Source organism: Pseudoduganella violaceinigra DSM 15887 (genome assembly GCF_000425385.1).
GTDB lineage: Bacteria > Pseudomonadota > Gammaproteobacteria > Burkholderiales > Burkholderiaceae_D > Rugamonas > Rugamonas violaceinigra.
In genome coordinates this window covers 126436-139072 of the sequence record NZ_KE384359.1, presented here as the reverse complement: position 1 = coordinate 139072, position 12637 = coordinate 126436, and the positions used below count along the sequence as shown (strand labels likewise).

General features: G+C 66.1%; 12 protein-coding genes. 5 read left to right on the top strand and 7 right to left on the bottom strand.

Annotated elements, in window-relative coordinates; genetic code table 11:
- The first annotated feature begins 13 nt into the window (after positions 1-13).
- From glyS to H597_RS0125495, 5 genes are all read left to right on the top strand, one after another.
- Positions 14-2116: a glycine--tRNA ligase subunit beta gene (gene glyS, locus H597_RS0125515; RefSeq protein ID WP_028104605.1), complete on the top strand. Its 2103-nt coding sequence runs from the start codon at positions 14-16 to the stop codon at positions 2114-2116.
- A gap of 1 nt (position 2117) precedes the next feature.
- Positions 2118-2675 (top strand): D-glycero-beta-D-manno-heptose 1,7-bisphosphate 7-phosphatase, encoded by a 558-nt coding sequence (gmhB, locus tag H597_RS0125510; RefSeq protein WP_028104604.1) that lies wholly within the window; start codon positions 2118-2120, stop codon positions 2673-2675.
- A 68-nt stretch (positions 2676-2743) separates the two neighbouring features.
- The gene (locus tag H597_RS0125505; protein ID WP_051294132.1) at positions 2744-3445 is read left to right on the top strand and encodes a lysophospholipid acyltransferase family protein; all 702 of its coding nucleotides are present in this window, start codon (positions 2744-2746) and stop codon (positions 3443-3445) included.
- Positions 3391-4329, top strand: a complete 939-nt coding sequence (locus tag H597_RS0125500) for a M48 family metallopeptidase (RefSeq protein WP_154668282.1) — start codon at positions 3391-3393, stop codon at positions 4327-4329. The genes H597_RS0125505 and H597_RS0125500 overlap by 55 nt, the downstream gene beginning before the upstream one ends.
- Entirely contained in the window at positions 4329-5036 is a 708-nt protein-coding gene (locus tag H597_RS0125495) for a phosphodiester glycosidase family protein (RefSeq protein ID WP_028104601.1), read from the top strand. The genes H597_RS0125500 and H597_RS0125495 overlap by 1 nt, the downstream gene beginning before the upstream one ends.
- Here the strand turns inward: H597_RS0125495 and H597_RS0125490 are convergent.
- From H597_RS0125490 to H597_RS0125460, 7 genes are all read right to left on the bottom strand, one after another.
- Positions 5033-5638: a response regulator transcription factor gene (locus tag H597_RS0125490; protein ID WP_028104600.1), complete on the bottom strand. Its 606-nt coding sequence runs from the start codon at positions 5636-5638 to the stop codon at positions 5033-5035. The genes H597_RS0125495 and H597_RS0125490 overlap by 4 nt on opposite strands.
- Positions 5635-6741, bottom strand: coding sequence for a sensor histidine kinase (locus H597_RS0125485; RefSeq protein WP_028104599.1), 1107 nt, complete (start codon positions 6739-6741; stop codon positions 5635-5637). Before H597_RS0125485 ends, H597_RS0125490 begins: the two co-directional genes overlap by 4 nt.
- Positions 6742-6751: 10 nt before the next feature.
- Entirely contained in the window at positions 6752-8548 is a 1797-nt protein-coding gene (locus tag H597_RS32490; protein WP_028104598.1) for a CIA30 family protein, read from the bottom strand.
- Between the two features lie 91 nt (positions 8549-8639).
- The gene (waaA, locus tag H597_RS0125475) at positions 8640-9923 is read right to left on the bottom strand and encodes a lipid IV(A) 3-deoxy-D-manno-octulosonic acid transferase (protein WP_028104597.1); all 1284 of its coding nucleotides are present in this window, start codon (positions 9921-9923) and stop codon (positions 8640-8642) included.
- A 2-nt stretch (positions 9924-9925) separates the two neighbouring features.
- Positions 9926-10891, bottom strand: a complete 966-nt coding sequence (gene waaC, locus H597_RS0125470; RefSeq protein WP_028104596.1) for a lipopolysaccharide heptosyltransferase I — start codon at positions 10889-10891, stop codon at positions 9926-9928.
- Positions 10892-12271, bottom strand: a complete 1380-nt coding sequence (locus H597_RS0125465; RefSeq protein ID WP_028104595.1) for a phosphomannomutase/phosphoglucomutase — start codon at positions 12269-12271, stop codon at positions 10892-10894.
- A 39-nt stretch (positions 12272-12310) separates the two neighbouring features.
- On the bottom strand, positions 12311-12625 hold the full coding sequence (locus H597_RS0125460; RefSeq protein WP_028104594.1) for an H-NS histone family protein: 315 nt from the start codon (positions 12623-12625) through the stop codon (positions 12311-12313).
- Between the last annotated feature and the right edge of the window lie 12 nt (positions 12626-12637).

The window sequence follows — 12637 nt, the reverse complement described above, 5'->3', positions numbered from 1 at the left end:
AAGAATACCGAACATGAATCAGACCCTGCTTATCGAACTGCTGACCGAAGAACTGCCGCCGAAAGCCCTGTCCAAGCTGGGCGCCGCTTTCGCCGCGGGCATCGTCAACGGCCTGAAATCGCGCGACTTCCTGGAAGAAGACAGCGTCGCCACAACCTACGCCACCCCGCGCCGTCTGGCCGTGTCGATCACCAAGGTGCGTGCCACCTCGCCCGACAAGCAAGTGCGCGAAAAGATCCTGCCGGTCGCCATCGCGCTGGACGCGGAAGGCAACCCGACCGCGCCGCTGACCAAGAAGCTGGCCGCCATGGGCCTGGCCCACATCGCCGTGGCCGACATGGAGCGCGCCCAGGACGGCAAGGCCGAAAGCTTCTTCTACACCAAGCTGGCCGCCGGCTCGGCCCTGCAAGCGGGCGCCCAGGCCGCGCTGGAAGAAACCATCGCCAAGCTGCCGATCCCGAAGGTCATGAGCTACCAGCGTCCGGACGGCGAAACCGTGCAGTTCGTGCGCCCGGCGCACGCGCTGATCGCCCTGCATGGCGCCACCGTGCTGCCATTGACCCTGCTGGGCCTGACCGCGGCGAACAAGACCGAAGGCCACCGCTTCCTCACCGCACCGGGCCAGCGCGAAGTGACCATCGCCGACGCCGCATCCTACGCTGCCACCCTGGCCGACGCCGGCAAGGTCGTTGCAGGCTTCGACGCGCGTAAAGAGGCGATCCGCGCCGCCCTGCTGCAAAAGGCCGGCGCCGACCAGGTGCTGATGCCGGAAGCGCTGCTGGAAGAAGTGTCGTCCCTGGTCGAATGGCCGGTGGTGTACGAATGCCACTTCGAGGAAGAATTCCTGGCCGTGCCGCAGGAATGCCTGATTCTCACCATGCAGACCAACCAGAAGTACTTCGCCCTGACCGACGCCAACGGCAAGCTGCGCTCGCGCTTCCTGATCGTATCGAACATCGCGACCGCCACCCCGGCCGCCATCATCGGCGGCAACGAGCGCGTGGTGCGCCCGCGCCTGTCCGACGCCAAGTTCTTCTTCGAGCAGGACAAGAAGAAGTCGCTGGAATCGCGCCTGCCGCTGCTGAAGAACGTGGTCTACCACAACAAGCTGGGCACCCAGGCCGAGCGTTCCGAGCGCGTCACCGCGCTGGCCGCAGCCATCGCCGGCCGCCTGGGCGGCGACAAGGCGCTGGCAGAACGCGCCGCGCGCCTGTCCAAGGCCGACCTGCTGACCGATATGGTGGGCGAGTTCCCTGAGCTGCAAGGCATCATGGGCACCTATTACGCCCGCCACGACGGCGAGCACGAGGAAGTCGCGCTGGCAGCGTCCGAGCACTACCAGCCGCGCTTCGCCGGCGACAGCCTGCCGTCCACCGCCACCGGCACCGCCGTGGCGCTGGCCGACAAGGTGGAAACCCTGGTCGGCATCTGGGCCATCGGCCTGCAGCCGACCGGCGACAAGGATCCGTTCGCGCTGCGCCGCCACGCCCTGGGCGTGCTGCGCATGCTGGTGGAAAAGCGCCTGCCGCTGTTCATCTCCGCGCTGCTGGGCGACGCGGTGCAGCAATTCGTGGCGGTGCCGAACTTCAAGGACCCGAGCGCCGACGTCACCGCCTTCATGCTGGACCGCCTGCGCGGCATGCTGCGCGAACGCGGCTTCAGCGTCAACGAGATCGAAGCCGTGGTGGCGCAGAATCCGGACCGGCTGGATGACATCGTGCAGCGCCTGGAGGCCGTGCAAGCCTTCGCCGCCCTGCCGGAATCGGTCTCGCTGGCCGGCGCCAACAAGCGCATCACCAACATCCTGAAAAAGAACGAGGAAGCGTTGGCGCAGGCCGGCACCGTCAAGGCCGAACTGCTGCAGGATGCGGCCGAGAAGGCCCTGCACGCCGCCATGGGCCGCGTGGCGCCCGAAGTCGACGCGGCATGGGCCAAGGGCGATTTCACCGCCACCCTGAAAACTCTGGCACAGCTGAAGGAGGAAGTCGACGCCTTCTTCAACGACGTGATGGTCATGGCCGAAGACATCGCCCTGCGCAACAACCGCCTGGCGCTGCTGTCTTCCCTGCACGGCATGATGAACCGCGTCGCCGACATTTCCAAACTGGCGGCCTGAGATGCCACAAAGCCAGCCGACCAAGCTGATCATCCTGGACCGGGATGGTGTGATCAACCATGACTCGCCGGACTTCATCAAGTCGCCCAACGAGTGGATCCCCATCCCCGGCTCGCTGGAAGCGATCGCCCGCCTGAACCAGGCGGGTTATCGCGTGGTGATCGCGTCGAACCAGTCGGGCATCGCCCGCCAGTACTTCGACATCGGCACCCTGAACGCGATTCACCAGAAGATGCACCGGCTGGCGCAGCAGGTCGGCGCCGATATCGACGCCATCTTCTTCTGTCCGCACGCGGCGGCCGACAACTGCGACTGCCGCAAGCCCAAGCCCGGCATGTTCACCGAGATTTCGAAGCGATTCGAAATCAGCCTGAAAGGCGTGCCCACGGTCGGCGACTCCCTGCGCGACCTGCAGGCAGGCTTCAACAGCGGCTGCGTGCCTTACCTGGTGTTGACCGGCAAGGGTGAAAAGACCCATGCCACAGGGGGGCTGCCTCCCGGCACGCAAGTGTTCCCCGACCTGGCAGCCACCGTAGACCACATCCTGAAATCCGAATAAAAATTCATTAAGAATATTGGAGACTGTCGTTGCGTAATATCGTTCCGTTCCTGCGTTCCCTCGTGTTCATGTTGCTGATGGTGGTTGCCACCATTATCTGGTCGGCAGTCTGCATGCTGGCAGCGCCGCTGTCCTACAACAAACGGTATTTCGTGACCTCGCGCTGGAATGTCTTCATCGTCTGGTGCGCCAAATGGATCTGCGGCATCAACTACCAGTTCAAGGGCTACGAAAACTTCCCGGACAGCCCGGCCGTCATCCTGTCCAAGCACCAGTCGGCATGGGAAACCATCTTCCTGCTTGCCAACTTGCCCCGCCCGCTGGTCTTCGTTTTCAAAAAAGAAATCCTCTACATTCCTTTCTTCGGCTGGGGCATCGCGCTGCTGCGCATGATCCCGATCGACCGCAAGCAAGGCAAAAATGCGTTCAAATCTGTTGTAGTGCAAGGCAGGCGTCGACTCAAGGACGGCCAATGGATTATCATGTTCCCGGAAGGAACACGCATTCCGGTCGGCCAGCAGGGCAAGTACAAGAGCGGCGGCACGCGCCTGGCGGTGGAAACCGGCGCCGTGGTCGTACCGATCGCGGTCAACTCCGGCGAATGCTGGCCAAAGAATTCCTTTATCAAGCGGCCAGGCACCATCACGGTGTCGGTCGGCAAACCGATTGCATCGGAAGGTAAGACTCCCGACGAATTGATGGAACAGGTGGAACAGTGGATCGAATCAGAAATGCGCGTCATTTCGCCCCACGCCTACAGCGCTGGCTAGCCGAAAAAGCCGAAGCGCAACAGGAGGCGCCGCCGCCAGCGGCCGCGCCTTCTTCCCCGTTTCCCGTTCCCGCTCCCGCGGCAGTGAACCTGCTGCGCCCTCCGGTGCAACTGCGCCGCCCCGAACCCACCGCCCCGCCGCTGTCCGGCGACCAGGACAAGCGGCAATTGCTGGTCGGCGAATACATCCTTGAATATGTCCTGAAGCGCACCACGCGCCGCTCGATCGGTTTCACGATCGACGACACGGGCCTGTATGTCACCGCGCCCAAACGCTGCGCGCTGGCCGATATCGACAACGCCATCCGCGCCAAGCAGCACTGGATCCTGTCCAAGCTGGATGAACGGCGCCAGCGCCGCGCGGCGCGCCTGGAAAAGCCGCCCATCGTCTGGGAAGATGGCGCCAAGCTGCCCTACCTGGGCGGGGAAGTCACGCTGCGCCTCTACCAGGCGCCGCGCAACCGCACCGAATTCGATCCGGCGGCGATGGAGCTGTCGATGGGACTGGTGCAAGGCGCCACCGAGCAGCTGCTCAAGGAGCGCGTCAAGAACTGGTACAAGGCGCAGGCGGAAGGACTGTTCCAGCAGCGCCTGGACCTGTACGCGGCGCGCCTGGACGTGCAATACGCAGGCTTTTCGCTGTCCTCGGCCGACACGCGCTGGGGCTCCTGCACCGCGCAGCGCACCATCCGCCTGAACTGGAAGCTGATGCACTTTTCGCTGCCGCTGGTGGACTACGTGGTGGCGCATGAATTGGCGCACATCCTGGAAATGAACCACAGCGCGCGCTTCTGGGCCAACGTGGGCCGCATCTATCCCCAGTACGAGGAAGCCAAACAGCTGCTGCGCAAGCGCGCCGCCGAACTGCCGCCCTTGTTCACTTGATGCGCGTTACCGCCGCCCTGCTCCTGCCGGCATGCTTGGCGGCATGCGGCGCCCTCCGCGCCGGCGAGTCCGGCTACACCGTAGTGACCGTCGATCCATCCCGCGAGCGCCTGCAACTGTTCCTCAGGGATGAAGAAGGCCACCCATACAAACGCCTGGAGCGGGTTGCCGCCGCGCTGGGCAAACGCGGCCAGCGGCTGGCGTTTGCCATGAATGCGGGCATGTACCACGCCGACTTTTCGCCGGTCGGCCTATTCCTTGCCGACGGCGTCGAAACGTCGCCGCTCAACCTGGCGCCGGGCAAAGGAAACTTCTTCATGCGCCCTAATGGCGTATTCCTTGTGACCGATGCCGGCGCTTTGGTGGTTGAGTCATCCGCATATCCGGCACTGGCCGGCAAGGCCCGCATCGCGACCCAATCCGGCCCCATGCTGCTGTCGCACGGCATGATCAACCCCTTGTTCGACCCGGACTCGCGTTCCCTCCATCGCCGCAATGGCGTATGCGCCCTGCACGGCAAGGCAATATTTGTGATCAGCGAAAGGCCCGTCAATTTCCACGGCTTCGCCAGGTATCTGCGCGACACCCTGCAATGCCGCGACGCCCTGTACCTGGATGGATCGGTGTCATCGCTGTATTCCGCGGCGCTTGGGCGCAACGACTATCGCGCCGACCTGGGCCCCATCATTGGCGTCGTGGCCGATTAAAGCCAGCCGGCTTCGCGCGCCAGGCGGAAGGCTTCCACCCGGTTGCCGGCATTGAGCTTGCTGATCGCTTCCGAGAGGTAATTGCGGATGGTGCCCTCCGACAGGCGCAATTGCCTGGCGATCTCGGCGCCGGTGCGCCCTTCGCCGGCCAGGCGCAGCACCTGGCGTTCGCGCTCGCTCAAGGGATCTTCGCCGCCGCCCCAGCTTTCCAGCGCCAGCTCGGGGGCAATGGCGCGGCCGCCCGCGTACACGCTGCGGATGGCCGCCGCCAGCGATTCGGACGGGGCATCCTTCAGCAGGTAGCCGCGCACGCCGGCCGCCATGGCGCGGCGCAGGTAGCCGGAACGGGCGAAGGTGGTGACGATCACGACACGCGTGGGCGCGCTCCGTTCGGCCAGCACCGCCGCCAGCTCCAGGCCCGTCATCAGGGGCATTTCGATATCGGTCAGGACAATGTCCGGCTGCAGCTCCTCGCACAGGGCCAGCGCTTCCTGCCCGTTGCGCGCCTGGCCGACCACATCGAGGTCGGGCTCCAGCTTCAGCAGCGCGGCCAGGGCACCCAGCACCATCGACTGGTCTTCGGCGATCAATACGCGGATCATGCGGCAGCTCCCATCGGTAGGTAAAGTTCCAGCGCCAAGCCGTTTTCGGCCCGCAGCGCAAGGCTGCCGCCGGCCGCGCAGACGCGCTCACGCATGCCGCGCAAGCCGTTGCCGCGCGCCAGCGCATCCGGGTCGACCTGCGCCGCGCCGTTGTCGCGGATATGGCAGGCAATGCGGCCACCTTCGAGCCGCACGCTGACCTGGCAGCGGGTGGCTCTGGCGTGGCGCAGGATATTGGTGACGGCTTCCCGCAATGAAAGGGCCAGCACGTTCTCCGCCGTGGCAGGCATGGCGAAGGGCTGCACATCGGCATCCAGGCTGACATCGGCGGCGGCCAGCGCCGCCCGCGCCTGCGCCAGCTCCTGGGCGAAGCCTGTCTGGCGGTAGCCGCTGACGGCGCTGCGCACTTCGGCCAGGGCGTGGCGCGCCGTGTTTTCGATATCCTTGATTTCCTTCGCCGTGGCGGCGGCATCGCGCTCCAGCAGGCGGCCCGCCAATTCGGCCTTGATGGCGATCAGCGACAAGGTATGCCCCAGCAAATCGTGCAGGTCGCGCGAGATGCGCTCCCGTTCGGCGATACGGGCAATATGTTCGACTTCCTCCTGCTTGCGCATCAGCATCTGGCCCGAGCGGCGCACGCGGGCATCCATCACGCTGGCGACGCCTACCGGCGCGCCGACCGCCAGGGTCGGCAGCAGGAAGTTCAGCTGCAGGTCGAAGGCCAGGGCAAACAGCGATGCCGTCCCCAGCACCAGGCCGATCCCCAGGTAGGCATGGCGCGGCTGTTCCAGCGCCGCGCACATCGAGCAGGCGAAAATGAAGAAGGTGCAGGCGCCGAAATTGAACGGCGCCCAGGCGATGCCGAGCGCGAAAGCGGCCAGGATCAGCGGCACGGCGCGCCCGTTGCGCAGCCAGTAACAGGCCAGGTACATCGGCACGAACAACGCCACCGACCCGGCCAGCAAGGCCAGCTCCAGCAAGGTGGGCTTGACGCCCACGTATTTCCACAGCAGGAAGTTGAGCGACAACAGCCACAGGTAAGGCGCCTTGCCAAGGTGCGGCGGCACCCAGGGACCTTCCAGCCAACGCCTTAGCTGCTCCATGCCTTCCCTCTTACTGGTTAGTCAGCCGCACATCGGCGATCTGGAACTGGTAGTCGCCGGTCTTGGGTCCCGCATTGAACATGATCAGGGTGATCGCGCTGGTATCGACCCCGGCGAAGTTGGCCATCGGCAGCGACACTTCCTGCCATTCCGCACCGGCGGCAAACGGCTGGTAGACCGGAATGCGCGCGCTGCCGTGCATGATCCCGACCTGGTAGCCATGGCCGTCGCCTTTGACGCGGAAACGCAGGGTTTTGGCGGCGCTCAGATTGGCCGGCTGGAACGGCTGGCTGCCCGGGACGAAGGCGATGCCGGCCCATGGGAAGGCAAAGCCGGGCTGCACGCTGGCCTTCACGTTGACCGCGTTCTCACCAGCGTATTCCAGGTTCACGGTCGATTTGCCGCCCAGGAAGGCGTCGTTGGAAGGCACCCAGCCAGTGCCGAAGGGGCTGGCCAGCTTTTCCTTGCTGAACAGGCTGATCATGCCATCGGCAGGCAGCGCTTGCGGCGCGGCTGTCGGCGTGCTCAGTTCCTTGGCCACCAGTTCCTGCTGCGCCTTGCGGCGTGCCGACACGGTCGCGCCATCCTTCCAGACTTCGACGATATTGCGGCTGGCCTTGATGTCCTGGCTCGGGTCGCCCTCCACCAGCACCAGGTCGGCCTTGGCGCCTTTGGCGATCACGCCGCGGTCGGCCAGGCGGAAAGCCTTGGCCGGCACCGAGGTGGCGGCGCGCAGCGCTTCCAGTGGCGTCAGGCCGGCCTGGGTCAGCGACAGCAGTTCGTGGTGCAGGCTGGCGCCGGCCTGGGTGCCCGCATTGCCGGCGTCGGTGCCGGCCAGCACCGGTACCCCGGCAGTGCGCAGCGCCGCCACCACCGACTTGGTGGCGTTCATGCGCTGCGCCCTTTCCTGTTTGCCGTACGGGGAATTCAGCGGCGCGGCCTGGTCGGCGGTGAGCAGGGCCATCATCTGCTTATCTTCCAGCACGTCCGTCTCCTTCAGGCCGGACACGCTTTGCAGCACGCTGAAGGTCGGAATGATGAAGGCTTTGCGCGCATGCGCCAGCTTGACGAAAGACTTGAGGTCGGCATCGCTGATCGACTCGCCGTTAAACAGGTGCACCAGGCCATCGGCGCCCTCTTCCAGCGCGGCGCGGGCGTCGTCCTGGTTGGAAATATGCACCACGGCCAGCTTGCCGCGCTGGTGGGCGGCGGCGATCAGCGCCTTCACGGTAGCGCGGTCCAGGGAAGGCATCGGGTGGCCGGGCCAGCCCGGCTCCATCACGATCTTGATGAAGTGCGAGCCTTCGGCAATGCGCGCATCGACCCAGGGCTGGGCCTCTTCCGGCGTGGTCAGGGTGGGGATGGGAAAGCCGTACTCGGTGCCATGGCCGCCCGGCACGGTGGCCAGGATGCCGGCCGAGATGATGTCCGGACGGTCCTTGTTCTCGCCGCGCGCCATGCGGCTGTTCATTTCCTGCACCAGCGGCACGGCGGTGAACATATCGAGCTCGCTGGTCACGCCGAACACCAGCGGCAGTTCGAAGTGCTGGAAGCTGTGGGTGTGGGAATCGATCAGGCCCGGCATCAGGGTCCGGCCGGCGCCGTCGACCACGTGCGTGCCGGCGGGCGTCTTGCCTTTGAAGTCGGCGTTGACGATCTTGCCTCCTTCCAGCAGCACGCTGCGCCTGGCGTGTACTGTTTGCCCGTCAAAGACGCGGACATCCTTGATCAGGGTGGTGTCGGCTGCCATGGCAGGCAGGGCACAGGCCAGGCTGGCGGCGATCAACAGCTTGCGGAACGATTGCATTGCGTCTCTCCTCATGGTCAGGTGAACGCAGTATCCGGCCTGCCGCTCCCCCGCGCCAGAATGGAATGCCATGACTTGCGCATGACATTTGTCACTTCAATTCTGGAAGCAATGCAATCGTGCGCGCCGTGGCGCCGCGGTGGGTGTTGGCGAAGGTCAGCGCATGCGCGCCCATGGCGGTGCGCGCCTGGACGTCGGCCAGCAGGCGTGCCGCCTGGTGCATCAAAGCGTCGCTGCTCTGGACGCGCACGGCGCCGCCCTGCTGCAGGCAGTCTTCCGTCGCCTGCGCGAAGTTGAAGGTGTGCTCGCCGACGATGATGGGCTTGCCCAGCGCCGCCGGTTCAATCAGGTTCTGGCCGCCCAGCGGCTGCAGGCTGCCGCCGATGAAGGCCAGGTCGCAGGCCGCATAATAGGCAAACATCTCGCCCATCGAATCGCCCAGCAGCACCGCGGTCGACGCCGCGACGGCGGCGCCCGGGGCGCTCAGGCCCGAGCGGCGCTGCAGCGACAGGCCGCGCTCCTGCACCATGGCCGCCACCGCGTCGAAACGCTGCGGGTGGCGCGGCACGATCAGCAGCAGCACGTCGGCCGGCAGCGTGGCGCGCGCGGCCTGGAAGGCTTCCAGGATCATGTCCTCCTCGCCTTCGCGCGTGCTGGCGCACAGGAAGACCGGACGGGCGCCGAACTGCTGGCGCAGCTGCGCCCCGGTCGCCAACGCCGCCGAAGGAATCACCACATCGAATTTGATGCTGCCCGTCACGCTCACATTGGCCGCGCCCAGGGCGCGGATGCGCAGCGCGTCGGCCTCGGTCTGCGCCGCCACCACGGAAATGCCCTGGGCCGCGTCGCGTATCGCCTGGCCGAAACGCTGGGCCTTGCGCAGCGAGCGCTCGCTCAGGCGCGCATTGGCCAGCACCACCGGCACGTCGTCGCGCTGGCATTGCAGGATCAGGTTCGGCCACACTTCGGTCTCCATCAGGATGCAGATCCGCGGTTCGAAATGGCGGATGAAGCGCGCCACCAGCGGCGGCATATCGTAGGGCAGGAAGGATTGCACCACGCGCGCGCCGTGCTTGCCGAACAGGCTCTTGCCGGTGGCCCGGCCGGTCGGCGTCATGCAGGTCAGCACGATGCGCGCCTGCGGGTATTTGGCCAGCAGCGCATCGACCAGCGGCTCGGCGGCGCGCGTTTCGCCGACGGACACCGCGTGCACCCAGATCGTGGCCGGTTCGTCGTTGGCGGCGCGGGCGCCGTAGCAGCCCAGGCGCTCGCTCCAGTGCGCACGGTAGCCCGGCTCCTTGCGGCCGCGCCACCACAGGCGGCCCAGCACCAGCGGCAAGGCCAGCCACCACATGAATGTGTAAAGGCGCCGCATGGTCAGAGCAGGCTCCTGGCCGCGGCCAGCACGTCCGCCGTGCCGGGCGGCGAACCTTTGTCGCCGAGGTTGATGATGCGCGGCGACCAGTTGCCTTCGGTCTTCCAGCGCGGCGAATCGGCGTAGATTTCCACCACGGGGCGGGAGAACGCGGCGGCGATGTGCGTCAGGCCGGTGTCCACCCCCACCGCCAGCGCGGCGCGGCGCGCCAGCATGACGGCGTCGGCCATCGGCAGCTTCGGCAGCACGCGCGCGTTCGGAATGGCGGCGGCCAGCGCTTCGGCTTCGGCCTTTTCCTTGTCCGAACCCCACGGCAGCAGCACCGGCATCGGCGCCAGCGCCTTGCCCAGTTCGATCCAGTTGGCGGGCGCCCATTTCTTGGCGTCGCGCGCCGTGCCGTGGAAGAACACGGCATACGGCGCCTCGCCCATCCACTCGGGGCGGGGCTCGCCGGCCGGCACGTCCGGCAGGCCGAAGTCGGCCGGATCGTCGGCCTTGAAGCCCAGCGCCGCGCCGACCACCAGACGCCCGCGCGCCACCGCGTGCGTGCGCGGGTCGAGCGGGATACTCTTGCTGTGGAAGATGCGGGAGATGCCTTCGTAGCCCGAGCCTTCGCTGCCGTTGGCCAGGCCGACCTTGTGCTTGCCGCGCGCGGCGCCCATGATGATGCCGGTTTTCAGCAGGCCCTGCGTGTCGAACACGTAGTCGTATTCCACCTCGCGCAGCTGGCGGAAGAAGGCGCCGATTTCAGCACGCGTTTCCTTCTTGCCCAGGCTCTTGCGCCAGCGCCGCAGGCTCCACGGCAGGATGTTGCGCACCATCGGGTTCAGGCGCACCAGGCTGACATAGCCCTCTTCCACCACCCAGTCGATATTGGCGTCGGGGAAGTGGCGCTTGATGTCGGCCACGATGGGCATATTGTGCAGCACGTCCCCCATCGAAGAGACGCGCACCAGAAGGATATTCATTTAAAACGGCAAGTGTGCGTCAGGTTTGGCGGCCAGGATCACGTCGCGGAACTGGCCCTGGATGCGCGCCAGCGCCGCCGGGGTCTCCGCCTCGAAGCGCAGCACGATCACCGGCGTGGTGTTGGAGGAGCGCGCCAGGCCGAAGCCGTCGGCATATTCCACCCGCAGCCCGTCGATATCGATCACGCGCTCGTTGCCCGGGAACTTCGCCTCGGCGGCCAGCTTGGCCATCAGGGCGTAGTTCTCGCCCTCGTTCAGGTGCAGGTGCAGTTCCGGCGTGCTGTCCGATTTCGGCAGCGCGTTCAGCACGGCCGAGGGATCGGCGTGCCTGGTCAGGATTTCCAGCATGCGCGCGCCGGCATACAGGCCGTCGTCGAAGCCGTACCAGCGGTCCTTGAAGAAGATATGGCCGCTCATTTCGCCGCCCAGCGGGGCGCCGGTTTCCTTCAGCTTGGCCTTCACCAGCGAATGGCCGGTCTTGTACATCAGCGGCTTGCCGCCGGCCTTCTCAATGTAGGGGGCCAGGTGGCGCGTGCATTTCACGTCGTACAGGATTTCCGCGCCCGGGTTGCGCGCCAGCACGTCCTGTGCGAACAGCATCATCTGGCGGTCGGGGAAGATGATCTGGCCGTCCTTGGTGACGATGCCCAGGCGGTCGCCGTCGCCATCGAAGGCCAGGCCGATTTCGGCGTCGCTGCCCCGCAGCGCCTTGACCAGGTCCTGCAGGTTTTCCGGGTGGGCCGGATCGGGGTGGTGGTTGGGAAAGGTGCCATCGACCTCGCAGAACAGCTCGTCCACTGCGCAGCCCATGCCGCGGTACAGATCGCCCGCGAAGGCGCCGGCCACGCCGTTGCCGCAGTCGACGGCGATCTTGATCGGGCGTGCCAGCTTGACGTCGCCAATGATGCGCTGCAGGTACTGTGCGCGGATATCGTAAGTGCCGTACTTGCCGCTGGCGGCGGCCGGCTGCAGGCCGGTGTCGATGGCGTGGTACAGGGCGGTGATGGCGTCGCCGTGGATCGCCTCGCCCTTCAGCACCATCTTGAAACCGTTGTAGTCCGGCGGGTTATGGCTGCCGGTGACCATGATGCCGGAACGGGTATCGAGCACCTGGGTGCCGAAATACACCATCGGCGTGGCCACCACGCCCAGGTCGATCACGTCCATGCCGGCGGCCTGCAGGCCTTGCGCCAGCGCGGCGGCCAGCGCGGGGCCGGACAGGCGGCCGTCGCGGCCGATGACGACGCTGCGCTCTCCCTTGGCGGCGGCGGCCAGGCCGAAGGCATGGCCGATGGAACGGGCGACGCCTTCGTCCAGCGTGTTACCGATGATGCCGCGGATGTCGTAGGCCTTGAAGATGGACTTGGAGAGAGCAAGCATAGAAAACCAGTAGAACCTTGAATGAAAGATGAGGCCGGATCAGATGCGCAGGCCGTCCATCGGCTTGCCGCCTTCCACCCAGTCCTTGACCCACTTCGGCTGGCGGCCGCGGCCGGTCCACAATTCGGCGGCATTGGCCGGGTTGCGGTAGCGCGCTTCCACTTTGCCGCCCTTGTTGCGGGTGCCGGGGTAGCCGGCCAACAATTCCTTGAGCGGCACGCCGGCCTGCTGGGCGATGGCGAAAATCTGCTCGCGCGCCTGTTGCTTATCCGAGCCTTCGCGCTGTTTTAATTCGCGCTTGATCTGTTCTTGCAGATTGCGCAATTCAGCAGACGGCAATTTCGACAATTCCATATACATGCCCCT

Excerpts from the sequence above, each read along its gene's own strand:
- H597_RS0125485 (WP_028104599.1), bottom strand. The coding sequence starts at position 6,741 with ATGGAGCAGCTAAGGCGTTGGCTGGAAGGTCCCTGGGTGCCGCCGCAC.
- H597_RS0125465 (WP_028104595.1), bottom strand. The coding sequence starts at position 12,271 with ATGCTTGCTCTCTCCAAGTCCATCTTCAAGGCCTACGACATCCGCGGC.
- waaA (WP_028104597.1), bottom strand. The coding sequence starts at position 9,923 with ATGCGGCGCCTTTACACATTCATGTGGTGGCTGGCCTTGCCGCTGGTG.
- waaC (WP_028104596.1), bottom strand. The coding sequence starts at position 10,891 with ATGAATATCCTTCTGGTGCGCGTCTCTTCGATGGGGGACGTGCTGCAC.
- gmhB (WP_028104604.1), top strand. The coding sequence starts at position 2,118 with ATGCCACAAAGCCAGCCGACCAAGCTGATCATCCTGGACCGGGATGGT.
- glyS (WP_028104605.1), top strand. The coding sequence starts at position 14 with ATGAATCAGACCCTGCTTATCGAACTGCTGACCGAAGAACTGCCGCCG.
- H597_RS32490 (WP_028104598.1), bottom strand. The coding sequence starts at position 8,548 with ATGCAATCGTTCCGCAAGCTGTTGATCGCCGCCAGCCTGGCCTGTGCC.
- H597_RS0125505 (WP_051294132.1), top strand. The coding sequence starts at position 2,744 with ATGTTGCTGATGGTGGTTGCCACCATTATCTGGTCGGCAGTCTGCATG.
- H597_RS0125490 (WP_028104600.1), bottom strand. The coding sequence starts at position 5,638 with ATGATCCGCGTATTGATCGCCGAAGACCAGTCGATGGTGCTGGGTGCC.
- H597_RS0125495 (WP_028104601.1), top strand. The coding sequence starts at position 4,329 with ATGCGCGTTACCGCCGCCCTGCTCCTGCCGGCATGCTTGGCGGCATGC.
- H597_RS0125460 (WP_028104594.1), bottom strand. The coding sequence starts at position 12,625 with ATGGAATTGTCGAAATTGCCGTCTGCTGAATTGCGCAATCTGCAAGAA.